A 15,921-nucleotide genomic window follows, 5' to 3' on the forward strand; every position below is an offset into this window, starting at 1 on the left:
ATATGAGAAGTTTCATCATAATTCCACTTTTCCTCGGCTGTCCCGTCATTTTTCAGTAGCTTTGCGGACTTTAATACAGCAAGCACCCCATGAAACTTACCCTTATACGCACCGCTCGTGAAACCGGCAAAGAGACATTCAGCACATGGCCCAGCGGCACCTTGATGGAGAAGATGAAAACCGAGAACAAAGCCGGACACATATCCGCCTTGCGCAGCCTCATTCCTCACATCACCGGAAGCAACGGACACTACCCCTGCATAGACAAACTGCCACGCATCTGCCCTGCCGCAGAATATGCCCGCAGCAAAGAGGGGGAAAGATACCTGAAAACCTACAACGGACTGGTACAGATTGAAGTCAACCACCTGGCCAATGCCGTGGAAGTGGAGCAAGTAAAGCGCCAGGCGGCCCTGCTGCCGCAAACTTTTGCCGCCTTTTGCGGAAGTAGCGGACGAAGCGTAAAAATATGGGTACTGTTTGCCACCCCCGACGGTTCGCGCCCCAGGCAGGAAGAAAAAATCAGGCTGTTTCATACCGCTGCCTACCGGCTCGCCGTAAACTGTTACCAGCCCCTGCTCCCCTACCCCGTCACACTGAAAGAACCTGCCGTGGAGCAAAGCTGCCGCATGACGCTCGATGACCGTCCCTATTACAATCCGTCTGCCGTCCCTTTCTGTCTGGAACAGCCTTTGTCCGTGCCCGACGAGCCCACCTTCGGCCAACGGAAACAGACCGAAGCAAACCCGCTGATGCGTATTGCCCCCGGCTATCCGGCCTCCCAAACCTTCTCCATCCTCTTCGAAGCCGCCCTGAACCGTACCTTCGAAGAGCTGGAAAACTGGAAACGGGGCGATGACCTTCGCCCCCTGCTCTACCTGCTTGCCGGGCATTGCTACAAAGCCGGCATTCCCGAAGAAGAGGCAGTACGTCAAGTCATGATGCACTACTACCGCGAAGCGGATGAACAACTGGTGCGCATGACCCTGCACAACCTCTACCGCGAATGCAAAGGCTTCGGCACCCGCAGCAGCATGACCCGCGACCAAATCACCGCCTTCCGCCTGGAAGAATTCATGAACAGACGCTATGAGTTCCGCTGGAACACCGTGCTGGGAGAATTGGAATTCCGCCAACGGGACTCCATACACTTCCATTTCCGCCCTGCCGACCAGCGGGTAAGAAGCAGTATCGGACAGAATGCCCTGAAAGAAGGAATCAGCGTATGGGACAGAGATGTGGCACGCTACCTCAACTCGGACGCCATTCCCTTGTACAACCCCATCGAAGAATATCTGAACAGCACCGGACATTGGGACGGCAAGGACCGTATCCGCGCATTGGCCGACCTCGTCCCCTGCAACAATCCGTACTGGCGGGAACTCTTCTACCGCTGGTTTCTCAGCATGACGGCGCACTGGCAAAACATCGACCGTCAGCATGGAAACAACACGTCTCCCCTACTGGTCGGAGCCCAAGGCTATCGTAAAAGTACCTTCTGCCGCATCCTGCTGCCACCCGAACTGCGCTTCGGATATACCGACAGTATCGACTTCAAAAGCAAGCAGGACGCAGAGCGGAGCCTCGGCCGCTTTTTCCTGATAAACATCGACGAATTCGACCAAATCAGCGTCAATCAGCAAGGTTTTCTAAAGCATCTGCTGCAGAAACCCGTGGTAAACCTGCGCAAGCCTTACGGCACCGCCATCCAGGAAATAAGACGCTACGCCTCCTTTATAGCCACCAGCAACCAGAAAGACCTGCTGACAGACCCCAGCGGCAGCCGCCGTTTCATCTGCATCGAAGTCACCGGCCCCATCCATACCAATGTCACCATCAACTACCGGCAACTCTACGCACAAGCCATGGATGCCATAGCCAAAGGTGAACGCTACTGGCTGGACGATTCCGACGAAGCCATCTTGAAACAGACCAACCGGGAGTTTGAACAGCCCACACCGTTGGAACAGCTCTTCCTCTGCCACTTCCATCCCGCCGAAAATGAAGAGGAAGGAGACTGGATGACCCCTATGGAGATTCTCTCCTTCTTGCAAACCAAGACCAAAGACCGGCTGTCCATCAATAAAGTGGCTCTGTTCGGACGTGCACTCCACAAACTGGGCATCAGCAGCCGCCGGAAGACAAGAGGAACAGAATATCATGTAGTGAAAAAAGAATAATCCTGCCAATTAATTTGCTTCTACTTTCGGTTTGCGCTATCTTTGCGTTTCAAATCAAGAAGATATGAAAAAAGAAAGTCAAGTGATATTCGACCGGAATGCCGTAGAGTTTGTGACCGTAGCCGCCGAGTTCTGCAAGTTTCTGGAACAAGCGGAAGGGGTGAAACGTTCCGCGTTCGTCGATACCTCCTTAAAAATACTTCCGCTGCTCTACCTGAAGGCCTCCATGCTGCCCGAGTGCGAAACCATAGGAGACGAGGCGCCGGAAACATTCGTCACCGAAGAGACCTATGAGGTACTCCGCATGAATCTCGCCAATATCCTGGCCGAGAAAGACGACTACCTGGACGTATTCGTATCTGACATGAAGTATAGCGACCAGCCCATCACCAGGAACATTTCCGAAGACTTGGCCGACATATACCAGGACATCAAGGACTTTATCTTCGTATTCCAGCTGGGTTTCAACGAGACGATGAACGATTCGCTTGCCATCTGCCAGGAAAACTTCCGCCTCCATTGGGGACAGAAGCTTGTCAACACCCTGCGTGCCCTGCACGAGGTGAAGTATGCGCAAGGCGAGGATGAAGAGGAGGAAACCGCAGACTTTGAATATTAAATTATGGTTATCAAAAGAACAATAGATAAAGAAACAGTGAAAGACCTGCCCAAAGCCGCCTTTCCGGGACAGATACATGTCGTACAGACACCGTGGGAAGCGGAAAAGGCAGTCGCCTATCTGAAGTCCTGCCCGTTGCTGGGCATAGACAGTGAAACCCGTCCATCGTTCACAAAAGGACAGATACACAAGGTGGCCCTGCTACAGATTTCCTCAGAGGAACATTGCTTTCTGTTCCGCCTCAACCTGACGGGACTGACTCTGCCGGTTATCACATTGCTGGAAAACCCAAGCGTAACGAAAGTAGGCCTTTCCTTGCGGGATGACTTCATGATGCTGCACAAACGCGCGCCCTTCGAACAGCATGCCTGCATCGAATTGCAGGAATATGTCCGCGCTTTCGGCATCCAGGACAAAAGCCTGCAGAAGATATACGCCATCCTCTTCGGGGAAAAGATTTCGAAAAGCCAGCGCCTTTCCAACTGGGAAGCCGAAACCTTGACCGAACCGCAGAAACTGTATGCCGCCACCGATGCCTGGGCATGCCTCAACATCTACAACAAGCTGCAAGAACTGAAACGGACAGGAGATTTTGAGATAGAAGCCAATAATAATGTGGTAATGTGATGCACATTATCACATTACCACATTAATCACATTATATATATGTACAAAGTATACCTTAAACCCAATAAAGAGGAGTCATTAAAGCGTTTTCACCCGTGGGTGTTTTCCGGCGCCATCGCACATTTCGACGGAGAGCCCGAAGAAGGGGAAGTTGTTGAAATCTACACGTCCAAAAAGGAATTCATAGCCAAAGGGCATTTTCAGATTGGCAGTATCGCCGTACGCGTACTGACCTTCCGTCAAGAAGAAGAAATCAATGCGGACTTCTGGAAACGCAAACTCAGCATAGCATACGACATGCGCCGCAGTATCGGCATAGCCGGAAACCCGACAAACAACACCTATCGCCTGGTGCACGGGGAGGGAGACAACCTGCCGGGGCTGGTTATCGACATTTATGCCCGTACCGCAGTGATGCAGGCACATTCTGCCGGCATGCACCTCGACCGCATGGCCATTGCCGATGCCCTTACCGAAGTGATGGGCAGCCAGATTGACAATATCTATTACAAATCGGAGACGACCCTTCCCTTCAAGGCCGACCTCTATCCGGAGAATGGTTTCTTGAAAGGCGGCAGCACGGACAATGTAGCCATGGAGTACGGCCTGAAGTTCCACATCGACTGGCTGAAAGGCCAAAAAACCGGTTTCTTCGTAGACCAACGCGAGAACCGTTCGCTACTAGAACGTTATGCCAAAGGCCGCAGCGTACTGAATATGTTCTGCTATACCGGCGGCTTCTCCGTATATGCTATGCGTGGAGACGCCAAACTGGTGCATTCCGTGGACAGCTCCGCCAAAGCCATCGACTTGACCAACAAGAACATTGAACTGAACTTCCCGGGTGACACCCGCCATGCCGCCTATGCAGAAGATGCCTTCAAATACCTTGACCGCATGGGCGACCAATACGACCTGATAGTTCTTGACCCTCCTGCTTTTGCCAAGCACCGCGATGCTCTGCGCAATGCCCTGCAAGGCTACCGCAAACTCAATGTCAAGGCTTTCGAAAAAATCAAGCCCGGAGGTATTCTTTTCACTTTCTCGTGCTCGCAAGCCGTCAGCAAAGAAAACTTCCGCACCGCCGTGTTCACAGCCGCTGCCATGTCCGGCCGCAGCGTACGCATCCTGCACCAACTGACGCAACCTGCCGACCACCCGGTCAGCATCTATCATCCGGAAGGGGAATACCTGAAAGGACTGGTTCTATATGTAGAATAAAGGAAAAAGCAGGCTTTGTTAGCCTGCTTTTCTTAAATAGAGTTAATAAAAAGCAGAAATACGCCAAAACAGCATGTTATATAACATAAACCGTGTATATTTGCACTGTGTTTTTCATGGTATTAGATTTAAGGTTAATAAAGATTGGGTGTCTGGGATAGATACCCTTCTTTTTTTATAATACATTCCTTCCCAAAACCCATCCCTCATTAATCTCTTTCGTTGAAGAAAAAGCCGTACAGAACTTGTTTTTCTCCTAGTCTCATTGTACATTTGCATCTATTACATAATTCAAAACATAAAAAGCTAATATTATGAGCATCAAATTCCGACTCACTGCCATGCAATTCCTGCAATTCTTCGTTTGGGGAGCATGGCTGATTTCATTAGGTGGTTACATGGGCGGTACGTTACATTTTGAAGGCGGACAAATCGGAGCAATCTTTGCAACCATGGGTATAGCCTCACTGATAATGCCCGGACTGACCGGTATCATCGCCGACAAATGGATAAACGCCGAACGCCTTTATGGCATACTCCACCTCATCGGTGCCGGTGCTCTGATTTATGCTTCAACTGCCACCACATACAACCACATGTACTGGGCCATGCTGCTCAACATGCTTGTTTACATGCCTACACTATCTCTGGCCAACACCGTATCCTACAATGCATTGGAAAAATATAAGATGGATTTGATAAAAGACTTCCCTCCCATCCGTGTATGGGGAACGGTAGGCTTTATCTGTGCCATGTGGGCTGTGGACCTCACCGGGTTCAAGGCAAGTTCGGCACAGCTCTATGTGGCAGCCATATCGGCAGCCATGCTGGGACTTTATGCTTTCACTTTGCCAGCCTGCCCCCCCATGCGCAGCGAAGGAAAAACGATGCTCTCCGCTTTCGGACTGGACGCACTGGTGCTGTTCAAGCGCAAGAAGATGGCTATCTTCTTCTTGTTCTCCATGCTGCTGGGAGCCGCCCTTCAAATAACAAACACATACGGCGACCTTTTCCTGGGTTCGTTTGCTTCCATACCCGAATATGCAGATTCGTTCGGTGTAAAACACTCCGTCATCCTGCTCTCCATCTCGCAAATGAGTGAGACGCTGTTTATCCTTGCCATCCCCTTCTTCCTGAAACATTTCGGAATCAAGCGTGTTATGTTAATAAGTATGTTTGCATGGGTATTCCGTTTCGGGCTCTTTGCCCTCGGAGACCCGGGAAGCGGACTCTGGATGCTCATTCTCTCGATGATTGTCTACGGCATGGCATTTGACTTTTTCAATGTATCGGGCTCGCTGTTTACAGAAATGGAGGCACATCCCAGTATCCGTGCCAGCGCACAAGGCTTGTTCTTCATGATGACGAACGGTGTGGGAGCCATCATCGGAGGTTATGCCAGCGGAGCCGTGGTGGATGCCTTCTCGGTATATGCCGAAGGCGGAGGACTGGTAAGCCGCGACTGGACACCGGTATGGCTTATCTTTGCAGGATATGCTTTAGTCATTGGTCTGCTATTTGGAATGGTGTTCCGCTATAAACATAATCCGGAAAAAATAGAGAAAAACTGATTGAGAGTCAGGTTGATTTAATAGGTATGAATAAGAAAAAGATAGAACTACAAGTACTAAACATTTCCAACAGCCAGGCGCAAGCGGGTGCCTATGCCCTGGTACTGGGTGAAGTGGGTGGCAAACGCCAGCTTCCGATTATTATAGGTGCCACCGAAGCACAAGCTATGGTCATCGAGATGAAAGGTATTGTACCGCCCCGTCCGCTGACCCATAACCTATTTGCTTCCGTTCTTGAGGTGCTGGGTGTAAAACTGATGCGTATTCTTATCTATAAAGTAGACAACGGAGTATTCTACTCCTACCTTTACATGAAAGCCGAAGAGACTATTCTCCGGATTGATGCCCGTACCAGCGATGCCGTCGCCCTGGCATTGCGCATGAATGCTCCTATCTTTGTCTACGAAGAGATTCTCGAAACAGAATGTCTGAAAACCGGCGAAAGCACCACCGACCCTATGGGAGGCAGCGAGCCGGACAAAGACGAACTGTTGCAGGAAGACACAATAGGCATATTGAAAACAGCCCTGCAGAAAGCAATCGAAGAAGAGGATTACGAACGAGCCGCACAGATAAGAGACCAAATCAACCAACTCAAAAACAATTTGTAACATGCACGTATTCTATACTCCCGACATACAGACCCACGCAGAACTGCCCGAAGAGGAAGCAGCACATGCCGTACGGGTCTTACGCCTGCAAGCAGGCGACGAGGTTATGCTGACAGACGGAAAGGGCTGCTTCTATCGCGCCGAAATCAGTACGGCTACCAACAAACGCTGCCTGGTGAATATTCTGGAAACCCTTCCGCAAGCCCCCTTGTGGAAAGGTCATCTGCACATTGCCATGGCACCTACCAAGAACATGGACCGTACAGAGTGGTTTGCCGAGAAAGCGACGGAAATAGGGTTTGATGAACTGACATTCCTGAACTGCCGTTTCTCGGAACGGAAAGTCATCAAGACGGAGCGCATCTCCAAAATTCTGGTTTCTGCCATCAAGCAGTCGCTCAAGGCACGCCTGCCCCAACTGAATGAAATGACAGACTTCAACAAGTTCATCACACAGCCTTTTCCGGGTCAGAAATTCATCGCCCACTGTTATGAAGGCGAAAAACCGTTTTTGAAGGATATGGTACATCCCGGAGAGGACGCTCTCGTACTAATCGGTCCTGAAGGAGACTTCAGCGAAGAGGAAGTCCGGAAGGCGACGGAAAACGGGTTTATCCCCATCAGCCTGGGAAAATCAAGGCTGCGCACAGAGACGGCGGCACTGGTTGCCTGCCACATCCTCAACTTACAGAATCAATGATACTCACTAAAACAAAAACTATATGAAAAAGAACCTATTCTTCCACTTCTCAGTACTGGCAATGCTCATCGTGCTGATAAGCGCTTGTTCGTCCAAAAAGTCGGAATATACCAATGTGATTCCCTCCGATGCCTCGCAAGTCATCGCTGTCAATTTAAAATCATTGGCAGACAAGGCCGGTACCAAAGATAAAGAGACTAAAGAAGCACTGCAAAAGCTGACAGATGCCTTGAAAAGCGATATGAATGCAGCCACTTTCCAACAAATGGAGGCTGTACTGAAAGACCCTGCCAAATCGGGAGTGGACGTTCATGCGCCCATCTATATCTTCAATGCTCCCTCGTTCCCCTACACAACAATGGTAGCCAAGGTTCAGAACGAGGATGACTTGCTGAAACTACTGGAAGTTACGGAGAAAGAACAGATAAGCAGCCACGTGGCAGAAGCGGACGGTTACAGCTTTGTACAAATCAACAAGCAGGCACTGCTCGCTTTCACTCCTACCACGCTTATGGTGGTGAACTACACCGGCACATCGCAACTGGAAAAAGTCAAGGAGGGAATTCCCGCCCTACTGAAACAGACGGAAGAAAACAGTATCAACAGCAATACTGCTTTCAAGAAGATGCAAAAGCAGAACGGAGACATTAACATGCTCATTACTCCCTCCAGTCTGCTGAGTGCCTATGCCAATCCGCTGAATTACGGAATATCCAAGAGTATTGATTTGAAAGACTTGAAGATGCTGGGAAGCCTCTCTTTCGAAAAAGGAAAAATTGAGCTGAAGATAGATAACTATACAGAGAATGCAGAACTGAAAGCCCTCTTCGAAAAGCAGGCCAAAAGCACTTGCCCCATCGAAAACACATTCCTGAAATATTTCCCCAAATCTACGCTGGCGCTGTTCAGCATAGGTATCAATGGAGAAAAGTTCTACAATGTGCTGCAAGAGAATGAGCAGTTCCGCAACGATTTCTCCATTACCAAAGCTGCCGAAGTGAAGGACTTGTTCAGTGCTTTCCAAAATGACCTGACCGTAGGACTTATCAATGTAACCATGAACAGCAACCCCTCTTTCCTGGCCTATGCCAGCGTAAAGAATGATGCTCCAATGAAAGCCCTTTATGAGAAAAAGTCCGAACTGGGACTGAAACGCGGCGAAGACATCGTGAAACTGAATGAGAATGAATATGTCTATAAATCACGCGCTATCAACATATTCTTCGGTATACGAGACAAACAGATGTACGCCACCAATGACGAACTGCTGTATAAAAACGTCTGCAAGGCTGTTGACCCGTCTGTTAAAGAAACGAACTTCGCTTCCGGTCTGAAAGGAAAGCGCACAGCCTTTGTCATCAATGCGGAAGCCGTACTCGACCTGCCCATTGTAAAAATGCTTGTTGGATTCGGCGGACAAGAGTATAGCACCTATTACTCGCTGCTCGGCAATATCTCGTATCTGGAAGCTGTCGGCACCGAGGACAAGGCAACCGTTACCCTGCAACTGAAAAATAAGGATGTAAATGCGTTGAAACAGATTGTGGACTTCATCAAACAGTTTGCAGGAATGTAATTTAAGGATTAAGGATTAGAGATTAAGGATTAATACCACTCATGAATAGGATTCACCTACGGCAAACACTACCTCAAGTGTTTGCCGACCGTGATGCCATTACCTCAGACGTATGGCATCGGGACATTACGTTCCACAAAGGGAAACGTTATCTCATAGAAGCCGCTTCGGGTACCGGAAAGTCATCGCTCTGCAGCTATATTTACGGCTATCGGCACGATTATCAGGGAATCATCAACTTTGATGAACGCAATATCCGTTCACTCTCCGTCAATGACTGGATAGATATACGCAAACACTCTCTCAGCATTCTTTTTCAGGAGTTGCGTATCTTTCCCGAACTTACCGCCATCGAGAACATACAACTGAAGAACCGGCTTACCAATTTCAAAAAAAGGAAAGAAGTCCTTACCCTCTTCGAAGCCATCGGCATTGCCGACAAGGTAAACGAAAAAGCCGGAAAGCTATCTTTCGGCCAGCAACAAAGAGTCGCCTTTATCCGCAGCCTCTGCCAGCCTTTCGACTTCATCTTCCTGGACGAACCCATCAGCCATCTGGATGACGAGAACGGAACAATCATGGGCAGACTGCTGACAGAAGAAGCCAGCCGCCAAGAAGCGGGAATCATAGTGACTTCCATAGGTAAGCATCTGGAACTAGAGTATGACGAAATTTATCAATTATAAATGTGTTAATGTGCTAATATGCCAATGTGCTAATAACCTGCGGCGTGACAGCACAATGTAAATACAGCGCAGCCCATTGGCATATTAGCACATTAACCACATTAGCACATTAAAATAATATGAACCGACTTGTTTGGAAACTTCTCCGCCAGCACATCAGTGTCGGACAGTTGGCAGGCTTTTTCCTCGCCAACCTCTTCGGCATGATGATTGTATTGCTGAGCGTGCAATTCTATCGTGACGTCCTTCCCGTTTTTACGGAAGGGGACAGTTTCATGAAGAAGGATTATATCATTGCTACCAAGAAAATCAGTACTCTGGGCAGCTTTGCCGGGAAAAGCAATACCTTTTCCAAAGATGAGATAAAAGATCTGAAAGCCCAACCTTTCACCAAAGCGGTAGGCGCGTTCACTCCTTCCTTGTTCAAAGTCTCTGCCGGACTCGGTATGCAGGAAGCCGGTATCCGCTTGTCGACAGAGATGTTTTTCGAGTCTGTACCCGACGAATATGTGGATGTCAGTCTGGACAAATGGCATTTTGAAGAAGATATCCGGGTAATTCCCATCATCGTTCCGCGCAATTATCTGAACCTCTATAACTTTGGCTTTGCACAAAGCCGGAGTCTGCCGAAACTCTCCGAAGGTTTGATGAGTCTGGTACAGATGGATATCATGATGCGGGGCAACGGACGTGTGGAACAATATAAAGGCAACATTGTAGGATTCTCCAACCGGCTGAATACCATTCTCGTTCCCCAATCCTTCATGGACTGGGCCAACAAGAATTTTGCACCGGAGAAAGAAGCTGAACCGTCCCGACTTATTGTGGAAGTGAAGAATCCTACCGACACAGCCATCACCGACTATTTCCAGCAAAAGAATTACGAAACCGAAGGCAACAATCTGGATGCCGGAAAGACAACTTATTTCCTGCGCCTCATTACGGCTATCGTCGTGGGCGTAGGATTGTTCATCAGCATTCTGTCATTCTACATCCTGATGCTGAGTATCTTCCTGCTTCTCCAGAAGAATACGGTAAAACTGGAAAACCTGCTGCTGATAGGATATAGCCCGACGCGGGTAGCCACGCCTTATTATATACTGACAGTAGGGCTGAATGTACTGGTACTGTTCCTCTCCATCGGTTGTGTGATATGGGTACGCAGTTACTATATAGAAGTAGTCCAAAACCTCTTCCCGCAACTGGAGAGCGGTTCACTGCTTCCATGTATATTGACCGGTTGCCTATTATTTTTTGCTGTATCACTGCTGAATATTTTGGCAATAGGCAAAAAAATTATCAGTATCTGGAAAGGGGGAAAATAAAGATGGGAAAAATCCATCCAACAGATATAAAGTTCATGGTATTGTTGGTATTATGCCTCAGCATGGCATTTCCCAGCTCTGCCAATAACTTTCTATTCACTACCATTGACACCTCGCACGGTCTGAGTGATAACCAGATACGCTATATCCTCCAACTTCCGGACGGAAGAATGGTATTTACCACCACCCGGAACGTCAATCTGTATGATGGAGCCAACTTCACCTCCCTGCAGCCCACCCCCGAAGATATATATCCGCTGAAACAATACAAGGGCTTCTACCATGTCTATCTGAGCGGTGATTCCCTCTTGTGGATAAAGGATTACCAACGGCTGATGTGCATCAATCTCCATAACGAGCGATACATTGCCAACCTGGACTCCGTCTTTCAACAGAAAGGTATGCAGCATCCCATAGAGGATTTGTTTGCGGACGAACGGGGGCTCGTCTGGGTAATCAGCCATGGCGAACTGTTACAGCCGGAACTTTCCTTCCGATTGAAACTGTCTGAAGACCGAGGAACAATACAAGACCTGACTGCAGACGAAGAATCTCTGTATCTGTTCCATGACACGGGAGAAATCGTGTGCTATGATGTAAAAAACGGAAAACAACAGTATGACATTGCCGCATATCCCCAAACGGAACAAGAAAAATTCCAAAACACCTCCCTCATACTCAGAGGAAAAAACGGATTCTATCAGCTGCGCAACGGCTCTAAAGGAGGATTTTTCCATTTCGACCTCCATAAGCGAGCATGGGAGAAGCTGATGGAAACAGAGTATACCCTCAATACACTGATGATCTCCGCAGATGAGAAAGCATACATCAGCTGCATCCGTGGCTTTTGGATTATTGACCCCGAAAAGAGGACACGCCACTACATGCCCACCTTGAGGACCCGAAAGGGCAACGTCCTTGCTACAGAAATCAGTACGATTTTCCAGGACCGGCAAGGAGCTTTATGGCTCGGAACATTCAACAGAGGATTGCTGTACTACCATCCGGCCTTATATAAGCACATCCACATAGACAAGAAGGATTTCCCCCTATCACTTGAAAGAAATACAGCCGTAGCAAACTTTACGGAAGACCGGGACGGCAACATATTCATAAAGGACCGGACAGCTATCTATAAGCTCGACCTGCAGGAAGACGGCAACCGGATACTCATACCGGTAGAAGCATCCACCCTGCCCAAAGAGCTACAAGGGGAGTACGGTTCGGAAGCGGCATTCGTGTCACATGACGGAACGCTCTATTTCGGAGACGCCGACGGATGCAACATCTTTTCCCCCAATCCGGAGCCCCCATCTTCCAGTCTGCCCTATCCACCGGTTTTCACGGCAATCCATGTGCATGGAGAATGCATCCTCCCAGGCAGAAGCTATGAAAACCGGACTATACTACCCGAAGCCTCTCCTTATGTGAAAGATATATCATTGAGCCACAACCAGAACTTCCTTACTCTCGAGTTCTCCGCATTGAATTACTTCAACCGCGAGCACACCCATTACCGCTATCAGCTGGAAGGTATCGACGCACAATGGGTAACCGCCGGCAACATGAAGCAGAGCAACGGCATTCTCCAAGCTCCCTATACCAACTTGCCACCGGGAAGCTACACCTTCAAGGTAATGGCCTCTAACGATGGAAAGCATTGGAATGAAGAGCAAACGACCCGGATAAGCCTGACAGTCCATGCCCCCTGGTGGAAAACCGGTGTTGCATACGTCATCTATATAGTCTTGTCAATCGCCATCATTGCGGCAAGCATCCACCTCTACATACACCGCACCCGGAAGGAGATGGAACGGAAACACAAAGAAGAAATCCTTTTGCTCCGCATCCGCAACTTGATAGAGCAGTGCAACCGTTATGAAGCGGAACAAAAGAAATCACCGGAAGGACAAAACATAACTTGTGTACATAGCCATACCGAACCTCCCCAAACAGAAAACAAGCAAGACGCATCCGAATCTGTTTTCCTGACAAAAGCTATCGAACTGGTGGAAAAAAACCTGCATGTACCCGGCTACTCCGTAGAGCAGCTAAGCCGCGACTTGTGTATGGAACGCACCGGACTTTACCGGAAACTGGTAGCCATGCTCGACCAGTCCCCCAGCCTCTTCATCCGCAACATCCGCTTGCAACGTGCGGCACAACTCATCCTGGAAGGCAGCCTCAGCATTACGGAAATCGCAGAGCGTACCGGCTTCAGCAGTTCCAGCTATCTCAGCAAATGTTTCCAGGAAATGTACGGCTGCCGTCCCTCGGAATATGCGGAGAAAATGCAGAAATCAACCTGAGTATTGTTCCGTTTCAACAAGATTGTTGCCACCTAAAGGGGATTCAAGGCTACTTTTGCAGCATAATTTTAAAAGAACCATGAAAATGAATTTTATGAAAAGAGCCGGCTTCGTGCTGACTTGTGCAACCATGCTTGCAAACTTGTGTGCCGCCCAGAACACAGAGCGCACACCTCAAGGAATGAAATGCACCACACAAGGAATGGACATCCGTGTGGAATTCTATTCGCCTTCCATTGTGCGGGTTTACAAAACTCCCGAAGGCAAACCCTACAACAAAGAAAGTCTGGTAGTGGTCAAATCACCCGAAACGGTCAAAGTGGACTTTTCGGAGGAAGCAGGACAAACCGTGCTGAAATCTTCCACATTGAAAATTCTTATCAATCCGGCAACCGGAGGCATCAGTTTCCATACCATCGCCGGCAATGAGCTGCTGAAAGACAAGGACTACGGCACCTCTTTTGCCGATAAGAATGATGCCGGCACTCCCTCCTATCAAGTAAGGGGCTCTTTCCTATTGGATAAAAACGAACCCATCTACGGAGTAGGACAAGTGATGGACGGCAAATTCAACCGCCGCAACTCCATGCACCACATGCAGAACGAGAACATGTTCACCTATTCTCCTTATTTCATGTCGCCTGTGAAAGGCTATGCCGTATATTGGGACAACTACTCCATTTCAGAATTCATGGATACTCCGCAGGAACTCGCTTTCCAGAGCCTGGGACACTGTGCGGACTATTATTTCATGTATGGCAGAAACGCCGACGGCATCATCGCCCAGGTGCGCGACTTGACGGGACACTCCCCCATGCTTCCGTTGTGGGCCTATGGTTTCTTCCAAAGCAAGGAGCGCTATCATACGCAGGAAGAAAGCCTGAATGTCTTGAAGAAGTATCGCGAGCTGCAAATTCCCATTGACTGTATGATTCAAGACTGGCGCTACTGGCCCGAATATCAGAAGACGGACAGTGCGTGGAACTCACACAGCTTTGACCCTGAGCGCTTTCCCAATCCCAAGAAGTGGGCCGACGAAATACACAAACTGAATGCCAAGCTGATGATTGTGGCATGGCCCGGCTTTGGTACCCACACAGAGCAGCGCAAGGAGCTGAATGCCAAAGGCATGATTATCAATTTTGATACCTGGCCTCCACAAAGTGGCGCACGCCCCTACGACGTCTACAATCCCGAAGCAAGGGACATTTATTGGAAATATCTGAATAAAGGCATTTTCAGTTACATCGGCAACGACGGCTGGTGGCTCGATTCTACAGAGCCCGACCATATCAACCGACAAGAATCGGACTATGACCTCCCCACTCACTTGGGATCTTACCGGAGTGTAAAAAATGCCTACTCACTGATGCACAACAACGGAATAGCCTCGCATCAAAAGGCTTTGAGCAAAGACAAACGCGTTGTCATCCTGACCCGTTCCGGATTTATCGGACAACAACGTTACGGCTGCAACACCTGGAGTGGTGACGTGACCTCCACTTGGGACATGCTGGAGAAACAGATTCCTGCCGCACTGAACTACACCTTAATGGGCATTCCGAACTGGAACAGTGACATAGGCGGCTTCTTTGCCGGACGCTGGAACAAGGAGGGAGGAGCCAAGAACCCCAAATACCAGGAACTGTATGTACGCTGGATGCAGTTCGGCACTTTCTGCCCGATGATGCGTTCACATGGTACGGAGTTGCCCCGTGAAATCTGGAACTTCGGCAAGCGTGGCGAGTGGTGTTTCGATGCCCAGGAGAAGATGATTAATCTGCGCTATCACCTTCTGCCCTACATTTACAGCACTTCCTGGGATGTGTCCCACAATGACGGTACATTCATGCGTCCTTTAGTGATGGATTTTGCAGCGGACTCTAAAACACATGAAGTTGGCGGCGAATTTCTTTTCGGACGCTCCCTACTGGTAGCACCGGTCACCCGACCGGAAGTGACGGAATGGCCGGTTTACCTCCCTCAAGGCGCAGACTGGTGGGACTTCTGGAGTAACGAAAAACAGCAGGGCGGACAGACCTTGAACCGCAGTGTATCGAAAGAGATTCTGCCCGTCTATGTAAAAGCCGGCAGTATCCTGCCGTTCGGTCCCAAAGTACAGTATTCCACCGAAAAGAATTGGGACAATCTGGAGATACGCATCTATCCGGGTGCCGACGGCACATTCACCCTCTACGAGGACGAAAATGACAACTACAACTACGAAAAGGGAGCTTATTCCATCATCCGCTTCCATTGGGACGACAAGGCCCGTCGTCTGACAATAGAAGAGCGAGAAGGTAGTTTTCCGGGTATGCTGAAAAGCCGCAAGTTCAAGGTTGTCCTGGTCGGTCAGGACTCCGGTACGGGAGACCGGCCGATGAAAGGTGGAAAAACAATAAGCTATGCAGGAAAGAAAAAGAGTATAAAGCTGTAACAGTAAAAAGGAGGAACGTGTCAAAACTACCTTACTATTTTTTAGGCGCGGATTACGCA

At 49.1% G+C, this 15,921-nt stretch carries 12 protein-coding genes; all 12 read left to right on the plus strand.

Annotated features, from left to right (window positions below):
- The first annotated feature begins 89 nt into the window (after window positions 1-89).
- The 12 genes from DWZ67_RS01265 (at window position 90) to DWZ67_RS01320 (ending at window position 15,862) form a co-directional block, all read left to right on the plus strand.
- Window positions 90-2,180 carry a BT4734/BF3469 family protein gene (locus DWZ67_RS01265; protein ID WP_117748918.1) on the plus strand — a complete coding sequence of 697 codons (2,091 nt, stop codon included), beginning with the start codon at window positions 90-92 and terminating at the stop codon, window positions 2,178-2,180.
- A gap of 64 nt (window positions 2,181-2,244) precedes the next feature.
- On the plus strand, window positions 2,245-2,799 hold the full coding sequence (locus tag DWZ67_RS01270) for a DUF5063 domain-containing protein (RefSeq protein WP_008665189.1): 555 nt from the start codon (window positions 2,245-2,247) through the stop codon (window positions 2,797-2,799).
- Window positions 2,800-2,802: 3 nt separating this feature from the next.
- Window positions 2,803-3,426: a 3'-5' exonuclease gene (locus DWZ67_RS01275; RefSeq protein ID WP_005826911.1), complete on the plus strand. Its 624-nt coding sequence runs from the start codon at window positions 2,803-2,805 to the stop codon at window positions 3,424-3,426.
- A gap of 39 nt (window positions 3,427-3,465) precedes the next feature.
- Complete coding sequence (locus DWZ67_RS01280; RefSeq protein WP_005826914.1) at window positions 3,466-4,647, plus strand: class I SAM-dependent rRNA methyltransferase; 1,182 nt, start codon at window positions 3,466-3,468, stop codon at window positions 4,645-4,647.
- Window positions 4,648-4,961: 314 nt separating this feature from the next.
- Window positions 4,962-6,218 carry a nucleoside permease gene (locus tag DWZ67_RS01285; RefSeq protein ID WP_009038063.1) on the plus strand — a complete coding sequence of 419 codons (1,257 nt, stop codon included), beginning with the start codon at window positions 4,962-4,964 and terminating at the stop codon, window positions 6,216-6,218.
- A gap of 26 nt (window positions 6,219-6,244) precedes the next feature.
- The gene (locus DWZ67_RS01290) at window positions 6,245-6,829 is read left to right on the plus strand and encodes a bifunctional nuclease family protein (protein WP_005832936.1); all 585 of its coding nucleotides are present in this window, start codon (window positions 6,245-6,247) and stop codon (window positions 6,827-6,829) included.
- A 1-nt stretch (window position 6,830) separates the two neighbouring features.
- On the plus strand, window positions 6,831-7,529 hold the full coding sequence (locus DWZ67_RS01295) for a 16S rRNA (uracil(1498)-N(3))-methyltransferase (RefSeq protein ID WP_120137986.1): 699 nt from the start codon (window positions 6,831-6,833) through the stop codon (window positions 7,527-7,529).
- Between the two features lie 22 nt (window positions 7,530-7,551).
- Entirely contained in the window at window positions 7,552-9,105 is a 1,554-nt protein-coding gene (locus tag DWZ67_RS01300) for a DUF4836 family protein (protein WP_120137987.1), read from the plus strand.
- Between the two features lie 41 nt (window positions 9,106-9,146).
- Window positions 9,147-9,791, plus strand: a complete 645-nt coding sequence (locus DWZ67_RS01305; protein ID WP_120137988.1) for an ATP-binding cassette domain-containing protein — start codon at window positions 9,147-9,149, stop codon at window positions 9,789-9,791.
- Window positions 9,792-9,910: 119 nt separating this feature from the next.
- Window positions 9,911-11,116 carry an ABC transporter permease gene (locus DWZ67_RS01310; RefSeq protein ID WP_117720859.1) on the plus strand — a complete coding sequence of 402 codons (1,206 nt, stop codon included), beginning with the start codon at window positions 9,911-9,913 and terminating at the stop codon, window positions 11,114-11,116.
- Window positions 11,117-11,118: 2 nt separating this feature from the next.
- The gene (locus DWZ67_RS01315; RefSeq protein WP_410492074.1) at window positions 11,119-13,425 is read left to right on the plus strand and encodes an AraC family transcriptional regulator; all 2,307 of its coding nucleotides are present in this window, start codon (window positions 11,119-11,121) and stop codon (window positions 13,423-13,425) included.
- Window positions 13,426-13,510: 85 nt separating this feature from the next.
- Window positions 13,511-15,862, plus strand: coding sequence for a TIM-barrel domain-containing protein (locus tag DWZ67_RS01320; RefSeq protein WP_207888796.1), 2,352 nt, complete (start codon window positions 13,511-13,513; stop codon window positions 15,860-15,862).
- The last annotated feature ends 59 nt before the right edge of the window (window positions 15,863-15,921 follow it).

Origin of the sequence: Bacteroides sp. AF34-31BH (assembly GCF_003602795.1) — a bacterium.
Classification (GTDB): domain Bacteria; phylum Bacteroidota; class Bacteroidia; order Bacteroidales; family Bacteroidaceae; genus Bacteroides; species Bacteroides uniformis.

What these genes read in the sequence shown, in the direction of transcription:
- DWZ67_RS01265 (WP_117748918.1), top strand. Translation starts at nt 90, where the DNA reads ATGAAACTTACCCTTATACGCACCGCTCGTGAAACCGGCAAAGAGACA.
- DWZ67_RS01270 (WP_008665189.1), top strand. Translation starts at nt 2,245, where the DNA reads ATGAAAAAAGAAAGTCAAGTGATATTCGACCGGAATGCCGTAGAGTTT.
- DWZ67_RS01275 (WP_005826911.1), top strand. Translation starts at nt 2,803, where the DNA reads ATGGTTATCAAAAGAACAATAGATAAAGAAACAGTGAAAGACCTGCCC.
- DWZ67_RS01280 (WP_005826914.1), top strand. Translation starts at nt 3,466, where the DNA reads ATGTACAAAGTATACCTTAAACCCAATAAAGAGGAGTCATTAAAGCGT.
- DWZ67_RS01285 (WP_009038063.1), top strand. Translation starts at nt 4,962, where the DNA reads ATGAGCATCAAATTCCGACTCACTGCCATGCAATTCCTGCAATTCTTC.
- DWZ67_RS01290 (WP_005832936.1), top strand. Translation starts at nt 6,245, where the DNA reads ATGAATAAGAAAAAGATAGAACTACAAGTACTAAACATTTCCAACAGC.
- DWZ67_RS01295 (WP_120137986.1), top strand. Translation starts at nt 6,831, where the DNA reads ATGCACGTATTCTATACTCCCGACATACAGACCCACGCAGAACTGCCC.
- DWZ67_RS01300 (WP_120137987.1), top strand. Translation starts at nt 7,552, where the DNA reads ATGAAAAAGAACCTATTCTTCCACTTCTCAGTACTGGCAATGCTCATC.
- DWZ67_RS01305 (WP_120137988.1), top strand. Translation starts at nt 9,147, where the DNA reads ATGAATAGGATTCACCTACGGCAAACACTACCTCAAGTGTTTGCCGAC.
- DWZ67_RS01310 (WP_117720859.1), top strand. Translation starts at nt 9,911, where the DNA reads ATGAACCGACTTGTTTGGAAACTTCTCCGCCAGCACATCAGTGTCGGA.
- DWZ67_RS01315 (WP_410492074.1), top strand. Translation starts at nt 11,119, where the DNA reads ATGGGAAAAATCCATCCAACAGATATAAAGTTCATGGTATTGTTGGTA.
- DWZ67_RS01320 (WP_207888796.1), top strand. Translation starts at nt 13,511, where the DNA reads ATGAATTTTATGAAAAGAGCCGGCTTCGTGCTGACTTGTGCAACCATG.